The organism is Henriciella sp. AS95 (assembly GCF_038900055.1).
In the GTDB taxonomy this organism is placed as follows: Bacteria; Pseudomonadota; Alphaproteobacteria; order Caulobacterales; family Hyphomonadaceae; genus Henriciella.
This window is the reverse complement of record NZ_JBBMQM010000001.1, coordinates 1,952,237-1,965,341: the sequence shown is the minus strand read 5'-3', so window position 1 is coordinate 1,965,341 and position 13,105 is coordinate 1,952,237. Positions and strand designations below refer to the sequence as shown.

General features: G+C 57.1%; 14 protein-coding genes. 3 read left to right on the top strand and 11 right to left on the bottom strand.

Going from position 1 to position 13,105, the window contains the following annotated elements; all coding sequences use genetic code 11:
• Window positions 1-19: 19 nt before the first annotated feature.
• Window positions 20-211, top strand: a complete 192-nt coding sequence (locus WNY37_RS09735; RefSeq protein WP_342973198.1) for a hypothetical protein — start codon at window positions 20-22, stop codon at window positions 209-211.
• Here WNY37_RS09735 and WNY37_RS09730 read toward each other — a convergent pair.
• The gene (locus tag WNY37_RS09730) at window positions 208-789 is read right to left on the bottom strand and encodes an NnrU family protein (RefSeq protein ID WP_342973197.1); all 582 of its coding nucleotides are present in this window, start codon (window positions 787-789) and stop codon (window positions 208-210) included. The two genes, WNY37_RS09735 and WNY37_RS09730, sit on opposite strands and share 4 nt — an antisense overlap.
• A 110-nt stretch (window positions 790-899) precedes the next feature.
• On the opposite strand from WNY37_RS09730, the gene WNY37_RS09725 reads away from it, so the two are divergent.
• Window positions 900-2,120, top strand: a complete 1,221-nt coding sequence (locus WNY37_RS09725; protein WP_342973196.1) for an FAD-dependent monooxygenase — start codon at window positions 900-902, stop codon at window positions 2,118-2,120.
• Here WNY37_RS09725 and WNY37_RS09720 read toward each other — a convergent pair.
• The 10 genes from WNY37_RS09720 to WNY37_RS09675 form a co-directional block, all read right to left on the bottom strand.
• Entirely contained in the window at window positions 2,101-3,120 is a 1,020-nt protein-coding gene (locus WNY37_RS09720) for an NADPH:quinone oxidoreductase family protein (protein WP_342973195.1), read from the bottom strand. The two genes, WNY37_RS09725 and WNY37_RS09720, sit on opposite strands and share 20 nt — an antisense overlap.
• Before the next feature lie 59 nt (window positions 3,121-3,179).
• Window positions 3,180-3,527, bottom strand: coding sequence for a hypothetical protein (locus WNY37_RS09715; protein WP_342973194.1), 348 nt, complete (start codon window positions 3,525-3,527; stop codon window positions 3,180-3,182).
• A gap of 5 nt (window positions 3,528-3,532) precedes the next feature.
• A complete protein-coding gene (locus WNY37_RS09710) occupies window positions 3,533-4,066 on the bottom strand; it encodes an RNA polymerase sigma factor (RefSeq protein WP_342973193.1) in 534 nt (177 codons plus the stop codon).
• A 22-nt stretch (window positions 4,067-4,088) separates the two neighbouring features.
• Entirely contained in the window at window positions 4,089-4,451 is a 363-nt protein-coding gene (locus WNY37_RS09705) for a hypothetical protein (RefSeq protein ID WP_342973192.1), read from the bottom strand.
• 135 nt (window positions 4,452-4,586) lie between these two features.
• Window positions 4,587-5,120: a hypothetical protein gene (locus tag WNY37_RS09700; RefSeq protein ID WP_342973191.1), complete on the bottom strand. Its 534-nt coding sequence runs from the start codon at window positions 5,118-5,120 to the stop codon at window positions 4,587-4,589.
• A gap of 9 nt (window positions 5,121-5,129) precedes the next feature.
• Window positions 5,130-5,714, bottom strand: coding sequence for a hypothetical protein (locus WNY37_RS09695; RefSeq protein ID WP_342973190.1), 585 nt, complete (start codon window positions 5,712-5,714; stop codon window positions 5,130-5,132).
• A gap of 13 nt (window positions 5,715-5,727) precedes the next feature.
• Window positions 5,728-6,798, bottom strand: coding sequence for a hypothetical protein (locus WNY37_RS09690; protein ID WP_342973189.1), 1,071 nt, complete (start codon window positions 6,796-6,798; stop codon window positions 5,728-5,730).
• Window positions 6,799-6,849: 51 nt separating this feature from the next.
• Window positions 6,850-8,253 (bottom strand): hypothetical protein, encoded by a 1,404-nt coding sequence (locus WNY37_RS09685; RefSeq protein ID WP_342973188.1) that lies wholly within the window; start codon window positions 8,251-8,253, stop codon window positions 6,850-6,852.
• Window positions 8,254-8,300: 47 nt separating this feature from the next.
• Entirely contained in the window at window positions 8,301-9,758 is a 1,458-nt protein-coding gene (locus WNY37_RS09680; RefSeq protein ID WP_342973187.1) for a CsgG/HfaB family protein, read from the bottom strand.
• A 1-nt stretch (window position 9,759) separates the two neighbouring features.
• Entirely contained in the window at window positions 9,760-10,329 is a 570-nt protein-coding gene (locus WNY37_RS09675) for a curli assembly protein CsgF (RefSeq protein ID WP_342973186.1), read from the bottom strand.
• Window positions 10,330-10,753: 424 nt separating this feature from the next.
• Here WNY37_RS09675 and WNY37_RS09670 point away from each other — a divergent pair, with 424 nt between their 5' ends.
• The gene (locus WNY37_RS09670) at window positions 10,754-13,102 is read left to right on the top strand and encodes a serine/threonine-protein kinase (protein ID WP_342973185.1); all 2,349 of its coding nucleotides are present in this window, start codon (window positions 10,754-10,756) and stop codon (window positions 13,100-13,102) included.
• The last annotated feature ends 3 nt before the right edge of the window (window positions 13,103-13,105 follow it).

Genomic DNA, 13,105 nt, shown 5'->3' with positions numbered 1-13,105 from the left:
TTCTGACGGAAGAGTTCTCTTGCTCACGGGTGTGTTGGGTACGCTGATCCTGCTGCTGATTGAGAGCCTATTCGCTCTCGGCATCATGGGCATGACGATCAGCCAATACCTTACCAGCTTCGACGTCAGCAACGGAAGGCTTTTTCCGATCGGATTGTTGGCGATGGCACTCGCGCCGCTGCTCGCACGGTTCCTGCCCCGTAGGTCTTAGCCCGCAAGGACCGGCATCCCGAACAAAATCTTGTGCAGGCCGAAAACCATTGCGGCCCAGAAGCCTGCACCGATGAGAAGTGCGCCAATATCACCCATAATATTCGGTTTGACGCCTGGAGGCGGCCCATTGTCTCCGCGCTTCTTCAGAACGATCCGGTCAATGACGGCATAGGCCAGAAAACTGGCGAACAGGATTATGGAATTCAGCTCCCCATTCGCTAGCAAATGCCCAACCGCCCAGAGTTTCACGCCGACCAGCATCGGGTGCTTCAAGGTCTTCTTGATGAAGCCCGTCGGCAAATAGGCCGCAAACAGAATCACAAAGGCGAAGAGCTGGATGGTGATGTTGAGGTGTCTGGTCCACACGGGCGGGAGCCAGACGATCGTTGATGGACGCATTGCGCCATATCCGTAGACAATCAGCGCAAGGCCACCGATCGCTACAAGACTGTACAATCCCATATAAGGCCCGTAGCCCAGCTTGGTCTTGATGTCCTTGCCCGGCTCGCGAGACCGAAATGTCGTGAACAGGTGCGTGCCAAAAAACACGATTAATCCAGCAATAAAATAGATCATCAGGCCCTCCCGCCGTCTTGGTTCGATTGTCCTTCTTTTTTTGTCGACCGGCAAGCATGGCGACAAATCGAACCAAAGACAGGCCGGCGTTCGCCTGATAAATCTGTGCGATGAATGAGACCTCTGCCATAAACGAAACTGGCAAGCTCGCGCTCGTGGTCGGCGCGGGTATCGGCGGGCTGACGGCTGCCCTGGCACTCGCCCGAAAGGGCTGGATGGTGCACGTGCTGGAAGCGGCGCCGTCTCTGAAAGAGGTCGGCGCGGGACTGCAGCTAAGCGCCAATGCGATGAAGGTGCTCGACGCGCTTGGGGTCGCTCATGCCATTCAGGCGGGCGGGTTTGAACCGCAAGCCCTGGAATTGAGGCTTGGTCGATCCGGCAAATCTGTTTTCCGGATCCCACTCGGGGAAAAAGCCGAGTCGAGATGGGGCGCCCCCTATTTGCACATTCACCGAGCGGACCTCGTCGAGGCGCTTGCCGATGCAGTCAGAGACACGGGGAACGCTAAAATCAGTTTCGGTGCCAGAGTTGAGAATTACTCTGAAAACTCGGATGGGCCCGTTCTGCAGCTAGCATCCGGTGAACCTCTCACCGCTCCTCTTATTGTTGGCGCAGACGGCATCCACTCAGTGATCCGAACGAGGATGCTCGGTGCTGACACGCCCCGATTCACAGGAAACGTGGCTTGGCGGATGACAGTGCCGATGGAACGACTAACGCGCCAGCCTCCGCCGACGGCGTGCGTGTGGGCTGGCAAGGGCCGGCATGCTGTGACTTACCGGCTGAGAGGCGGAGAGCTCGCGAACTTCGTCGGCGTCGTTGAGAGACAGGACTGGACTAATGAAAGCTGGACCGATCAAGGAACAAGGACCGAAGCGCTCGCTGACTTTGCTGGCTGGGATCTCTGTTTGACGGAGCTCATCAATAAAGCTGACGAGCATTTTCGCTGGGCCTTGTTCGACCGCGCACCGCTTGAGCGCTGGGTCGATGGATCGGTCGCGCTGCTCGGGGATGCCTGCCACCCCATGTTACCATTTCAGGCCCAGGGCGCCGCTATGGCAATCGAAGATGCGTGGGTCCTCGCCGATAGTTTAAGCGACGCTACTGATATCCCTTCCGGCCTCGCCGTATACCAATCGCGACGCCTGCTACGTACGGCACGAATGCAGGCGGCATCGCGTTCAAACATGGGTGTCTTCCATCGGCGCAGTACACTCTCGCGCCTCGGCACTTACGGCCCCATGTGGATGGCCGGACAGGTCGCGCCGGCCTTTGTCCGCTCGCGGCTCGACTGGATATACGGCTACGACGTCACTTCGAAGGATCAATAATGACCCGGCCGATCACACGTCGTCCATCCATTTCTTCGAAGGCCTTGCGCCAGTCATCAAGCGCATAGACGCCGTGCACATGAGGGGTCACGGCTCGTTCGCCGACGAGTCTCCAAACCTCGTCCAAATTCTCACGGCCCTTCTCGGGAAACCTCCGGCCGTACTCACCGGCGCGCACGCCAACGACTGAAAACCCCTTTATCAACGGCATATTTACGGACACGGACGGGATGCGTCCTGATGCAAAGCCAACAACCAGAAGACGTCCGTCGAACGCGATACATCGGACGCTCTCATCAAAGACGTCGCCTCCCACGGGATCATAAATGACATCCGCGCCGCCCCCGGTAACCTCTTTGACCTGCTCGCGGAATCCGTTGGACGAATTGATCAGTACGTCTGGTTGGTAAGCCTCCTTGATGGCCTTCAGCTTTTCGTCGGATGAGGCAGCGGCAATGACTTTCGCGCCGAGATGCTTGCCCAGGTCGACGGCGGCCAATCCGACACCGCCTGCGGCGCCGTGAACCAGCAGCCACTCACCTTCTTTGATGTTTGCGCGGCGAATCAGGGCGACATATGCGGTGACATATGCTGAACCGACTGATGCGGCCTCAGCATAATCGAGATGGTCTGGTATTTTGCGGGCTCGCGCCGCCGGGTAGACGCCATACTCAGCGAAAGCTCCGCCCACGCCAGCTGTGACGACCCGGTCACCGATGGAAAAGCCGGAAACTTTTGATCCGACCGCGACAACCTCACCAGCGACGTCGCCGCCGGGGATGAAAGGAAGCGTCGGTTTGTACTGATACCCACCGCGCGTCATCAAGAGGTCGGGAAACCCGAGGCTACCGGCTCGAATTTTCAACAATAGGCCGGTCTCATCCAGCTTGGGAACGGGGACGTCGCGAACGCTGCAGCCTTCAAAGCTCTCTGCAATTTGACTTACCGAAAGCGCACGCATCGTTTCGGGAGCTACTGAAGTCGCATCGGAAGTCGCCATGCCGCTCTTCTGCCTATCCGGGACGCCGTTTGTAAATGATGACGCCGCGTCGACGCTGTCTAGCCGGCTTTTTCAAGCCCCCATCCAGCCAAGAGTGCTGCGCATCCACCTGCGATGGCAAGCACCGCGAACGAGTATGGGTTCTGTGCAAACGTCTCCAGCGACTGCATCGACAATTCCGGTAGCTTGAACCGGCCAACACTCTCGGTCGCACTAATCAATCCGGCAGGAAGGATTGCCAGCGCCGCAGCGGCACCAGCCAGGCATCCTGCCCCAAGAACGACGCGGCGCCTCATCGAGGCATAGGAAATGCGGGACATCACAGATTGTGTGAACGGTTGCTCGGGCAGCGCCTCATCTTCCGCCTGGAACATCGCCTCTAGATCGAAGTCTTTTTCGGTGGTCATTTCGTTTATCCTGCGCTCAATCTATAGTCTGACAGTAATTCCCGGAGCCGCCAAGTCCCTCGCAAATGATGCGATTTCACAGTCCCCAATGGCCAATCCAGCAAGCGTGACGCCTCAGCGTGAGTGAGACCGGCCTGCGTACAGAGCACCACCAATAAGCGTTGCGGTTCGCTAAGCTGGTTAAGGGCAGAGCTCAGGTCTTGTTTCAGGCCTACTGGTGCCTCTGGTGCAGTCTGTTCGGTAGCGGCGTCCAGCGGGACTTGCGGCTTTTCCCTGCGTTTGGCTTGAAGAAAACATCGGTAAGCGATGGCACATACCCAGCTTTGAAATCGGCCTCCCGAATAGGTCGAGATTTTTTCCCAAGCGGTGACAAATGCCACCTGAGCAAGGTCGTCACCATCGGCCGCAGAGCCCGACAAGCGTCGCATCATGCCGCGAACCTTGCCCTGATGGCGGCTGACCAGTTCAGCGAAGGCGGTTCGGTCTCCTCGAACCGCCAAGGCTGCAAGGTCAGGATCGCTGGTTGGCGTCACATCCATGCCTCCGGGAAACCTTATCAGCTCAGCGCTCATGCCCGAAACGCCACAGTCCGAGATAGGCCAGCGCCAACGCGCCCGGAATGACCGCCGCAGCCAGTACACCGCGAATACCGTCTTTGTCGTCGATCGGGGCAATAAAAGCGATCGCACACAAGGCCAGCGTGATACTGCCAACGATCACAAAACGGCGCATATCCGCCCGCTTTGGATCCTGTGTCTGCGACAGACGCTCAATCATCTCAGGTGAAAGGGACTCACCGTTCTGAATAGCGATACGTAGCGTCTCCTGGGTCACCTGACGCTTGCGGTGGTTGAAATAGCTAACCAGCCAGACAACGCCAACAATAGCCCCGAACAACACAATAGGGACAATTACATCTTCCATGATTTCGATCCTGCAATTTGCCGCGCAATCGATTTGCGAAGCTTCTGGGATCAAGATGCATCCAAGGCAGCATTTGGATGCAGTAAGACTATATTTTTCCAACAAGTCCGCACGGGACGGGTGTGGGCCGAGGTATCAACCGTCCGTGGACGACCCATAATTTATCGCGTCCATAATCCTGGCTCGCGCTTCAAACTCGGCTTGCTCCTTTTCCAGACGCTCCAGCTCAGCTTGCTTCAGACGCTGCGCTTCTGGGCCGAAGATCACATTGAACAGATCCCGTTCATCCGGGTCCTCACCATCGCCGCCGTCAAGCCAGTTCAAAACTTCGCACGTGTCGCTAAAAACCCGGCCCTCTTCCATCAGGTACTCAACCAGAATTTCCTGACGACTGGTGAGGAGACATTCGCCCTTTGCCAGCTCTGATGGCAGCGTTTCTCCCACAGCGCTTTCGTCGATGTCGGTCTGGAGGGGCTGAGAGGCATCGATTTGATCCACCAGACGGCCAGCCTCGACGGTACGTTGGCCGATTTGACTTAAATCTGCGCTACTACGCTCGCCGGTCGCTTCACTATTGTTTCCAAGCTGGCCAATTAGCGCCTCGCCATCGGCGACGGCCGGCGAAACAGCCATGAAGAACGCGGTGGCGAGAAATGAAGTCCGGCGCATCGTGCTCTCCTATCGCCCCCCTGATTGGGTAACTTTGATGGCCGATTCGCCGTACTGAGTGATCGCGAACCCCAATCTATCGCCGGTCTGGATGTGTTCGAACACATTTCCATCGCCATATTGCGTCGCGGCCGACCAGTTATCGTTTCCGGTTTGCTGAAGTGCGTAGAGATTGTCATCGCCGTACTGAAGCAAAGTCGAGCTGTTCAAATTACCAGATTGCACGACTTCGGCGACGTTCCCTCCCCTGAAGGAACTCTGTGACGACATCAGGAGATTGTTTTCCCCATCCTGACGAACAGTGACAGTGTTGGCGTTGCCCTTCTGCACGATCACGACATTATTTCCGGGGCCATCGTAAAGACGATCATTATCAATTGGCGAAACGTCGAAGCTGATGGCGCCGTCTTTTAGATCGCTACCCGTCAAGTCTTTGTAAGGGTCTCTGTTCAGCGCCTCGTATTCACCGCCGGCGTCGCTGCGGCGAGACTCTCCGTCTCCCTCATGTCCCATTGCCACAGCACCCGACAGAATGAATGCCGTCAGGCTCATGGCTACGTAGCGGACCAAAATGGGCGTGGTTGCAGAATACATGTCTGAACCTTCCCTACTGAGCCACACTGGCAGAGTGCGTGGACCCAACCTGCTCGATGTTGGAGCTTGCGACAGCCGACTTTTGATCGACAATAGCAAGGTTGCCAGCGCCATCCTGAACGATTGTGGACCGGATCAGATCCGATACCCAGTTCGTGCCGGACTGCCGCGAAATGGCAGTATTGCCACCGCCCAGTCCATCGGTATCGCGCTGCTCTATCAAAGATGTGCTGCCGATACCTGACTGCTCAATCAGGGCAGAACTGCCAACATCGTCTACATGCTGTGAGATTCCCGCATCATTCACACTGCCCGTGAGTTGCTCAATGGTTGCCAATCCGTCGACGCCGAACTGCTCAACTGAAGACGTATTCATTGATGCCGTGGACGTGACATCGATGACGCCATTGACGCCGCTTTCGATGATATCGGTCGTGTTGGCGTCTCCGGCCTGCTCGACCTTGATAAAAGGATTGATGCCGCCTGACAGCACTGTCACGAGATTGTCAGCCGATTGGGCAAGCGTTTCTGAAGGTGCCCAGTCAAACATGCCCTGGTTGACAAGAACCACACCCTCATTGCTCGTCTGAACAATGTCCGCAAAATTGTTTGTGCCGTTTTGCTCGAGACGCGCTCGCGGTTCAGTCGTCAGCTCACCTTGTCTGATGATCCCGTAATTGCGAGCGCCGCGCTGCATGATCGTGGCGTTTGCGAGATTGGACCGTTGAAGGATAATCGCTTCATTGGTTGCCGTGGCAGTATAATCATGGATTTGATGAACGGTCGCACGGCTCGCGTCTGATCGCTGTTCCACCGTCGCATAGTTGTCGAATCCGCCTGCATTCGCAGCTATGTGGCTGGCTTGCGAAACGTGAATCCGGTTTTGTGATCCAACCTGCAATATCTGAGAGTTGGAAGCACCGGCAGTACCTCCGCCGAAACGCTGATTGACGATCGTCCGATTGGCCGATCCGATCTGCTCGATCATCGTAGCGTTCCGGTACGCTTCCGGTACGCCAACCTGCGCCGAAGCGATCGCTGCTGGGGCAGCGATCGCCAGCATGGATGTGAGGAGTCTTTTCATGAATGAAACATCCTGCACCTTGATCAGCCCGAAAGCTGATGTCTCTCCTTTTTATTGCGTCACGTGGGCGTAGTTGCCCCAGCCGGTCTGGAAGACGTAAGAATCAGATCCGTCGGTCGCCTGGGTGACGTAGACTTCATTGCCATTGCCGCCGCCCTGATAGATGCGAGCTCTGGACCCATCGGAGTCCTGGTCGATATCAATCAAGTTGCCGCTGGCTCCCTGTTCAACGATCACTTTGTTGCCGGCACCAAGCGCATCAGCATTCAACGTATTGTTGTCGCCCTTCTGCTTGATATCGGCAGAGTTGGACGCACCATCCTGAATAACGATCATCTCGTTGAGATTCCCGCTCTGGAGTATTGTCGCAGAGTTCAGGCCGGAACCGAGTTGATCTAGCGTCAGCTTGAGAGCTTCGCCGCTTTGCTCGGTATAGGATACGTTGTAGGCGCCCGTCTGGCTGACCATCATCGCATTTCCAATGGTTACCTGAGAGGCCGTCGCCGAATTGTTCTCACCCGACTGGATAATCGTCATGGCGTTGTTGCTGGCAGCCTGCGAGCCGGCAATCGTGTTGGCGGTGCCAAGCTGGGCGAGGTCAATGGTCGAGTTCGAGCTCGATTGAACGAACGGTGAAAGGCTGTCGCCGACCATGTTTTCAGAGCCAATCTGCATCACGCTCAGAGCCGAGCCGGAAGCACTTGCTTGTGAAAGGAAGGACGAGCTCCCAATCGCATTCGTGGAGATTTGCGTCACTTCGATAGTCGAGCCGGCATACGCGTCCTGATCGATGTCGACAGTATTGGTCGCCCCCGACTGAGCAACCGTCACAAGGCTTTCGGCACCGACTTGCATGACGTCTGACGCATTGCCCGTGTCGTCTTGGGTGACGATGGCCTCGTTAAGGCCTCCATACTGGTTCACGATCGATGAGTTGCCGTCTGCGCCTGGATTGGTCAGTCCCTGCTCGACCGTGACGATGCCCCCATCGCCGGTCTGCTCGACTGCCGATGCGTTGCTTGCACCGAACTGATTAACACCAATTGCGCCGACGCTGGCGTCATCCTGATAGATGTCGGAGTCGTTGCCGGTACCGTTCTGCAGAACATCCACGATATCATCGTCGCCATCCTGCTTCATGTACGAATTGTTGGCGGCTGCGCCCGCTGTGCCTGTGCTGTACTGGATAATCGTCGCATCGTTGCGAAGACCGTGCTGGTCGACCTCGCTCTCATTCAAGACACCAACGAACGGATCCCCGATATCCCCCTGGGTCACCGATGCTGAATTGTCGATGCCAGCTTGCGAAATGCCTGACTTGCCAGACGTTCCACCCGTCTGAACGACGGTTGCGGACTGCGACGAGCCAGACTGACTGACGTCAGATTCATTTGCGAACGCAGGCGCCGCCAACACAAGGGCCATTGAGGCTCCAAGTAGAAGGTGTTTGCGCATGATCTACTCCTTTAAACTTCGCTCTGCTCGCTATTGGCGAGCCCCCTTCACCAACCGCCCAGTCTAATTTCTGTCCCTTGGGCGGGTCTGAACAACGCATCATGCGCCTTCCAATTTCGATGGGCCTTTCGGCTTGTGACTGGCAATGTCCGCCACGCTCGGCGTTGCCAGTTCTGCCATCCAAGACTCGAACCGCTCAGCGCCGGTAGGCTGCTAATAGCGGCTTTGTAAAAGTCAGCGGTCGTCTGCCCGTCTGCGCCGTCCCCTTGCGCGACAGGTATGACGACCGCTGGTACCGCGGAGATGGTCTGCGCGGTAATCTGTTCCTGGACCGGGAATTTCGTGTTCGACACTGTTGTCAGCACGCCTTCTTTGGGTAGGAAATCTGAATTGGTAAGTGTTCGGGAAGCGCGTCGCTTGCCGTGATTGACCGGCTTGTTCAGCGGCATACTCGACGGCTGAGGCGATTGTGTCGCTGGCTTGCTTTCGACATCAGACTGAGGCGGTGATCGCTGAGCATCAGTTCCTGCGGGCAACGCCGCTTCTGCAGCACTGACTTCCTGGTCTGCTGTCGTCGACACGGCGGCCTGCCGGACAGGCGCAGTTGATCGCGAGGCGTATGCTGACTCCATGTCGTCGAAGACGCCGTCGCGTTCAGCGCGATACTGTTCCAGAATGTCGGCTCCAGCGACACGATCGGCGAAGCCCCAGACGCCGAGGTCAGCGCCCTCCAGAATGAGAAGCTCGACTGCCTTTTCCGTTGCCTGGCGCAAAGCCAGCAAATCCGGCTCATTGGTTGTTATACCAGTGTCGACTTCAAGCAGCTCCTTGAAGCTGACATAGCGAAACACGTTCGATGCAACGCCAACAGATGCGATCTTCTTTGACGCCACGACCGTGGTGATGACCTCACCCGTCTTCACGCTGACGGCGCGCAGATACACTGTCACCTTGTCCTCGCGATAATTCGCATGGGCACCGATGCCGAGAAAGCGAGCACCGGCTCCGCCGGTCACCGTGTTGGAGTCATACCCGATAATGCCGCCCTCAAGGATGATGCCCGCAAACAGAAGCGGCGGCAGGGCTGCTTCATTGACGTCTTCTTCACCGAGATACTGACGGCGCATCTCCCGAATGATCTGGCGTTCTTTCAAAAGGTTATCGAGATTTTCGCGTTCGATGACCGTGAACCAGGAGCGGTTTCCCGCGTCCTGTAGCGCTTTCAGGAGAACCGAGGTCGAGCCTTGGGTTACCGCCTTGGAAAGCGTCTGCACACCTGAAGTCGGCTTGAACTGACCCGTCTGGTCTTCGAAGCTGTACACGGCAACGGCTGCACGCTCTCTTGGCGGCGGAAGCGCACGAAGCGAAGATTGGGTTTCAGTCACGACTTCAGAAATGGCCGGTTCGTTTACGATGGACCGCATTGCGCCTATCGGTGTCGTGCAAGCAGAGAGCATTGCTGCTGCGGCTCCGGCAAGAATCGATGCTTTGAGGATCTTCCACATGTCAGTAGATCCCCGGTTCGGTATCGGCCTCACCGGTAATCGAGGCCCCGGACGTTACGCCCAACTCCCGACCTTCGTCGCCATACAGACCGCTCATTGCACCAAGGCTGGACGGACCAGCAGCGGAGGAGGAACCCGTTGAGCCTCCGGCATAGAGAAGCGGAATTTCAATCTCGGTTACGGCGCCTGTCGTCAGGTCTGTAATGGTGAGCTGGACCGAATCAAGCCCTCGATAGAACTCAATGATCTGGTCGCCGAAGGTGATCGTGCCGGAATCCTGCGGATTGTCGCCGAATATTGCTTCATTCACTTCTCCGGCGAGCGAGGACAGGAGACGGCTTTGCAGCTGGCGGACGAATTGTTCTGACTGGCTCGCGGCGTTATTCTTCTGGTCAGGGTCCTTGTAATCATTCTGGGCGTTTGCTGTGCCAAGAAGATGAGACGAGTTGAAACTATCTCCCCCGAATGAGGGATTTATGGGCTCGTAGACAAGCTCCTGTGCTGAGGCAGAAACACTGACAGCCATGGCGGCTGCAGTGTACAGCAATGCTGCTGAAAGGCGTCCCCTCATTGATTGTCCCCGTTTTTTTAAGGCGTGCCCGACCCAGACCATCTAGGCGACAATGTCCCCACATCGCTGCACGCTCAGCGGGAACATTAACAACTATTAACCATTCGTCAATTAGAAACTCGGGCGTTTATTAAACTTATTTCACGAAGTTTTCGTCCAGCGCGATCCAGGCCGTTGAGCGATGCGCAGCCGTGCTCCGAACGCAGTGCTTGCCACCCCGATCTTGTGGCCGAGGTTCACCCGTTTGAAAGGGAGATCCTACCGTCTGGACAGGGTCGTTGGATACCAAGCCGGCGTGCGCATCGCAGGACAGTGCCCGATACAGGGATCGGGCCCGATGACTATATCTCATTGCCTGTCCGGATGGTGATGATCTAGCATTTAACTGGAATGCGAGGGCCAATCGCAATCTGGAGGGGCGATATTGGATTGGGCAAAAATTGTCGCGAAAGTTGAGCACGGGCGTACGCTTGAGGAAGGACGACTGTCGGACTTTCTTCAAACGATCTCGACATCGGATGATGCAGAGGTCGTTGAGCGGCTTTTACGGCTGACCAGCCCTGCCGACGATTTGCTGGCCACATCAGCCGGACAAGCCGATCCCTGGTCGCCGCCTCTTCAGGAAGGCGCACGCATTGGTCCGTGGAAGATTGACGGCCATATCGGCCGCGGCGGTATGGGAGATGTCTACCGCGCTCACCGCGCCGACGGGCTGTATGACCAGACCGTTGCCCTGAAGGTCATTCAAGGCATCAGTCCGCAGCGAGGCAATCGTTTCGAGGATGAGCGCAGGCGTCTTGCTCTAATGGAGCATCCAGGCATTGCCCGCATCATTGATGGCGGAACGACAGAAGATGGTCGTCCCTACATGGCCATGGAATACGTCGATGGGCGGCCCATTTCGCAATATGTCAGCAGCGAGCACCCGGACAGGACGCAGCGGCTCCGCCTGTTCCAGGACGTCTGTGACGCTGTTGCACATGCTCATGCAAAACTGACTTTGCATCGTGATATCAAGGCCGACAACGTCCTGATCTCCAAGACGGGTTCACCCCGGCTTATCGACTTTGGCATTTCTACAGATCTACAAGATGACAGCGGTGTTCGAGGGGCGCTCACACTTGCGACGGCCGCCCCGGAACAGTTGAAGGGTGAGCCCGTCTCGGTCCAGACCGACATCTTTGCGCTGGGCGTGCTGTTGCACGAAATTCTTGTGGGCGCTCTGCCGGAAAGACTGCCCGATGGTGGAATGCGGGCCGATGCGGACGCGCTGGCAAATGCGGACCTGACGGCGATCATTCAGAAGGCGCTTCAGAGCAAGCCAGCCGACCGCTATTCGACAGTCGCGTCATTGAGCGATGACATATCGGCGTATCTCGAGAAGCGTCCCGTTGCGGCTCGCACAAGTGGCACCTGGTATGCCGGCCTCAAATTCCTGCAGCGGCACCCGCTTTCATCGACGTTGGCTGCCATTTGTCTCGTAGCAATTGCGGCCGGGCTTGCCTTCAGTCTTAAATTTGCAAGTGAAGCGTCGGCTGAAGCGTCGCGGGCGAACGAGGCACTGGCGCAGTCGGAAGAGAGCCTGAGACGGGCGCAGTTCTACCTCAAACGTGCCGACCTTTTTTATGAGACACAGTCAGCCTATGCGGACGCCCTGCAATCGCTGTTTGCTGGCGAGGCCGATGTCGAGCGCCAGACCGACACGCTCAAGGACCGGTGGCGCCAGGCTCATGACCTTCGTGAAAGTGACCCGAGAAACGCCGCTTTTCTCAGCTACGCGATCGGGCGCAATTTTCTCTTCAGGAATGACTATGTGAGCGCGATCGAGGTTTTTGAACCCTGGCTGGAGGAAGGTTACGGGTCCACCGATCTGCTAGAGTATGGCCGACAATTACTCGCTGTTGCCTACATGTCATCGGGACGCAAAGAGGAAGCCCTCCCCCTCCTCAGGCAGGTTGAGGCCAGTTACGCCAGCAGCTTTGACGCCGGCACCGCAGACCATATTTCTGCGGCGGCACAGGTCGCGATCGTATCGGAAAAGGAAGCAGACATCCGAGCCGCCGAAGCGCTCCTGCAGACCGGCCTCGCAAGCGAACCTGTCGATCCTCTGCGGATGTACTACTTGCGCCAGACCTCGAAGATGCGCCAACTGCGAGGCGATATGGATGCGGCCTACGAGGCCACCAGGGACGTCGTGAATATCATCGACGCTAATCCGCTGATGGAAGTTGCCGGGTCCGATACAGCTCTCATCAGCCTTGCCTTGTTCGAGCTCTGGCACACAAGGGACGTTGAGCGCGCCGGAGACCTTGCCGAACGCGTCATCCGGACGGCCGCTGAGAGGAAAGGCGCTAGCCGTGAGCTTGGCGAAGCCAATGCGATCAAGGCAGAGGTTGCGCTGAGAAGCGGACAGTATGAACAGGCGCTGCAGGAGATGGATGCGGCCCTGCCGCTCGTGGAGCGTTATAGCGGCCCTCAATCCGATACAGTTGTAGAAATGAAACTGAGGCGGGCCATTATCCTTGCACATTTGGGAGACGAAGGCGCACGCCGCGCACTCTCGTCCGTCGCGGCGGATCCGGAGAAGTTGAGTTCCTCTCCCCGTGTGGCGGAACTCTTCAAGCTCGCGAAGATTGAGGTCGTCCTTCAACTGGATGGCAAGAAGGCCGCGCAAGCCGCCTATGATACGCTTGAGCCAGACGTGCAGATCATCAGGCAAAGCCCAGAGCTGACTGCCCGTCTGCAGATTTTGGCTCAGGCAGGAATCGAATAGAAG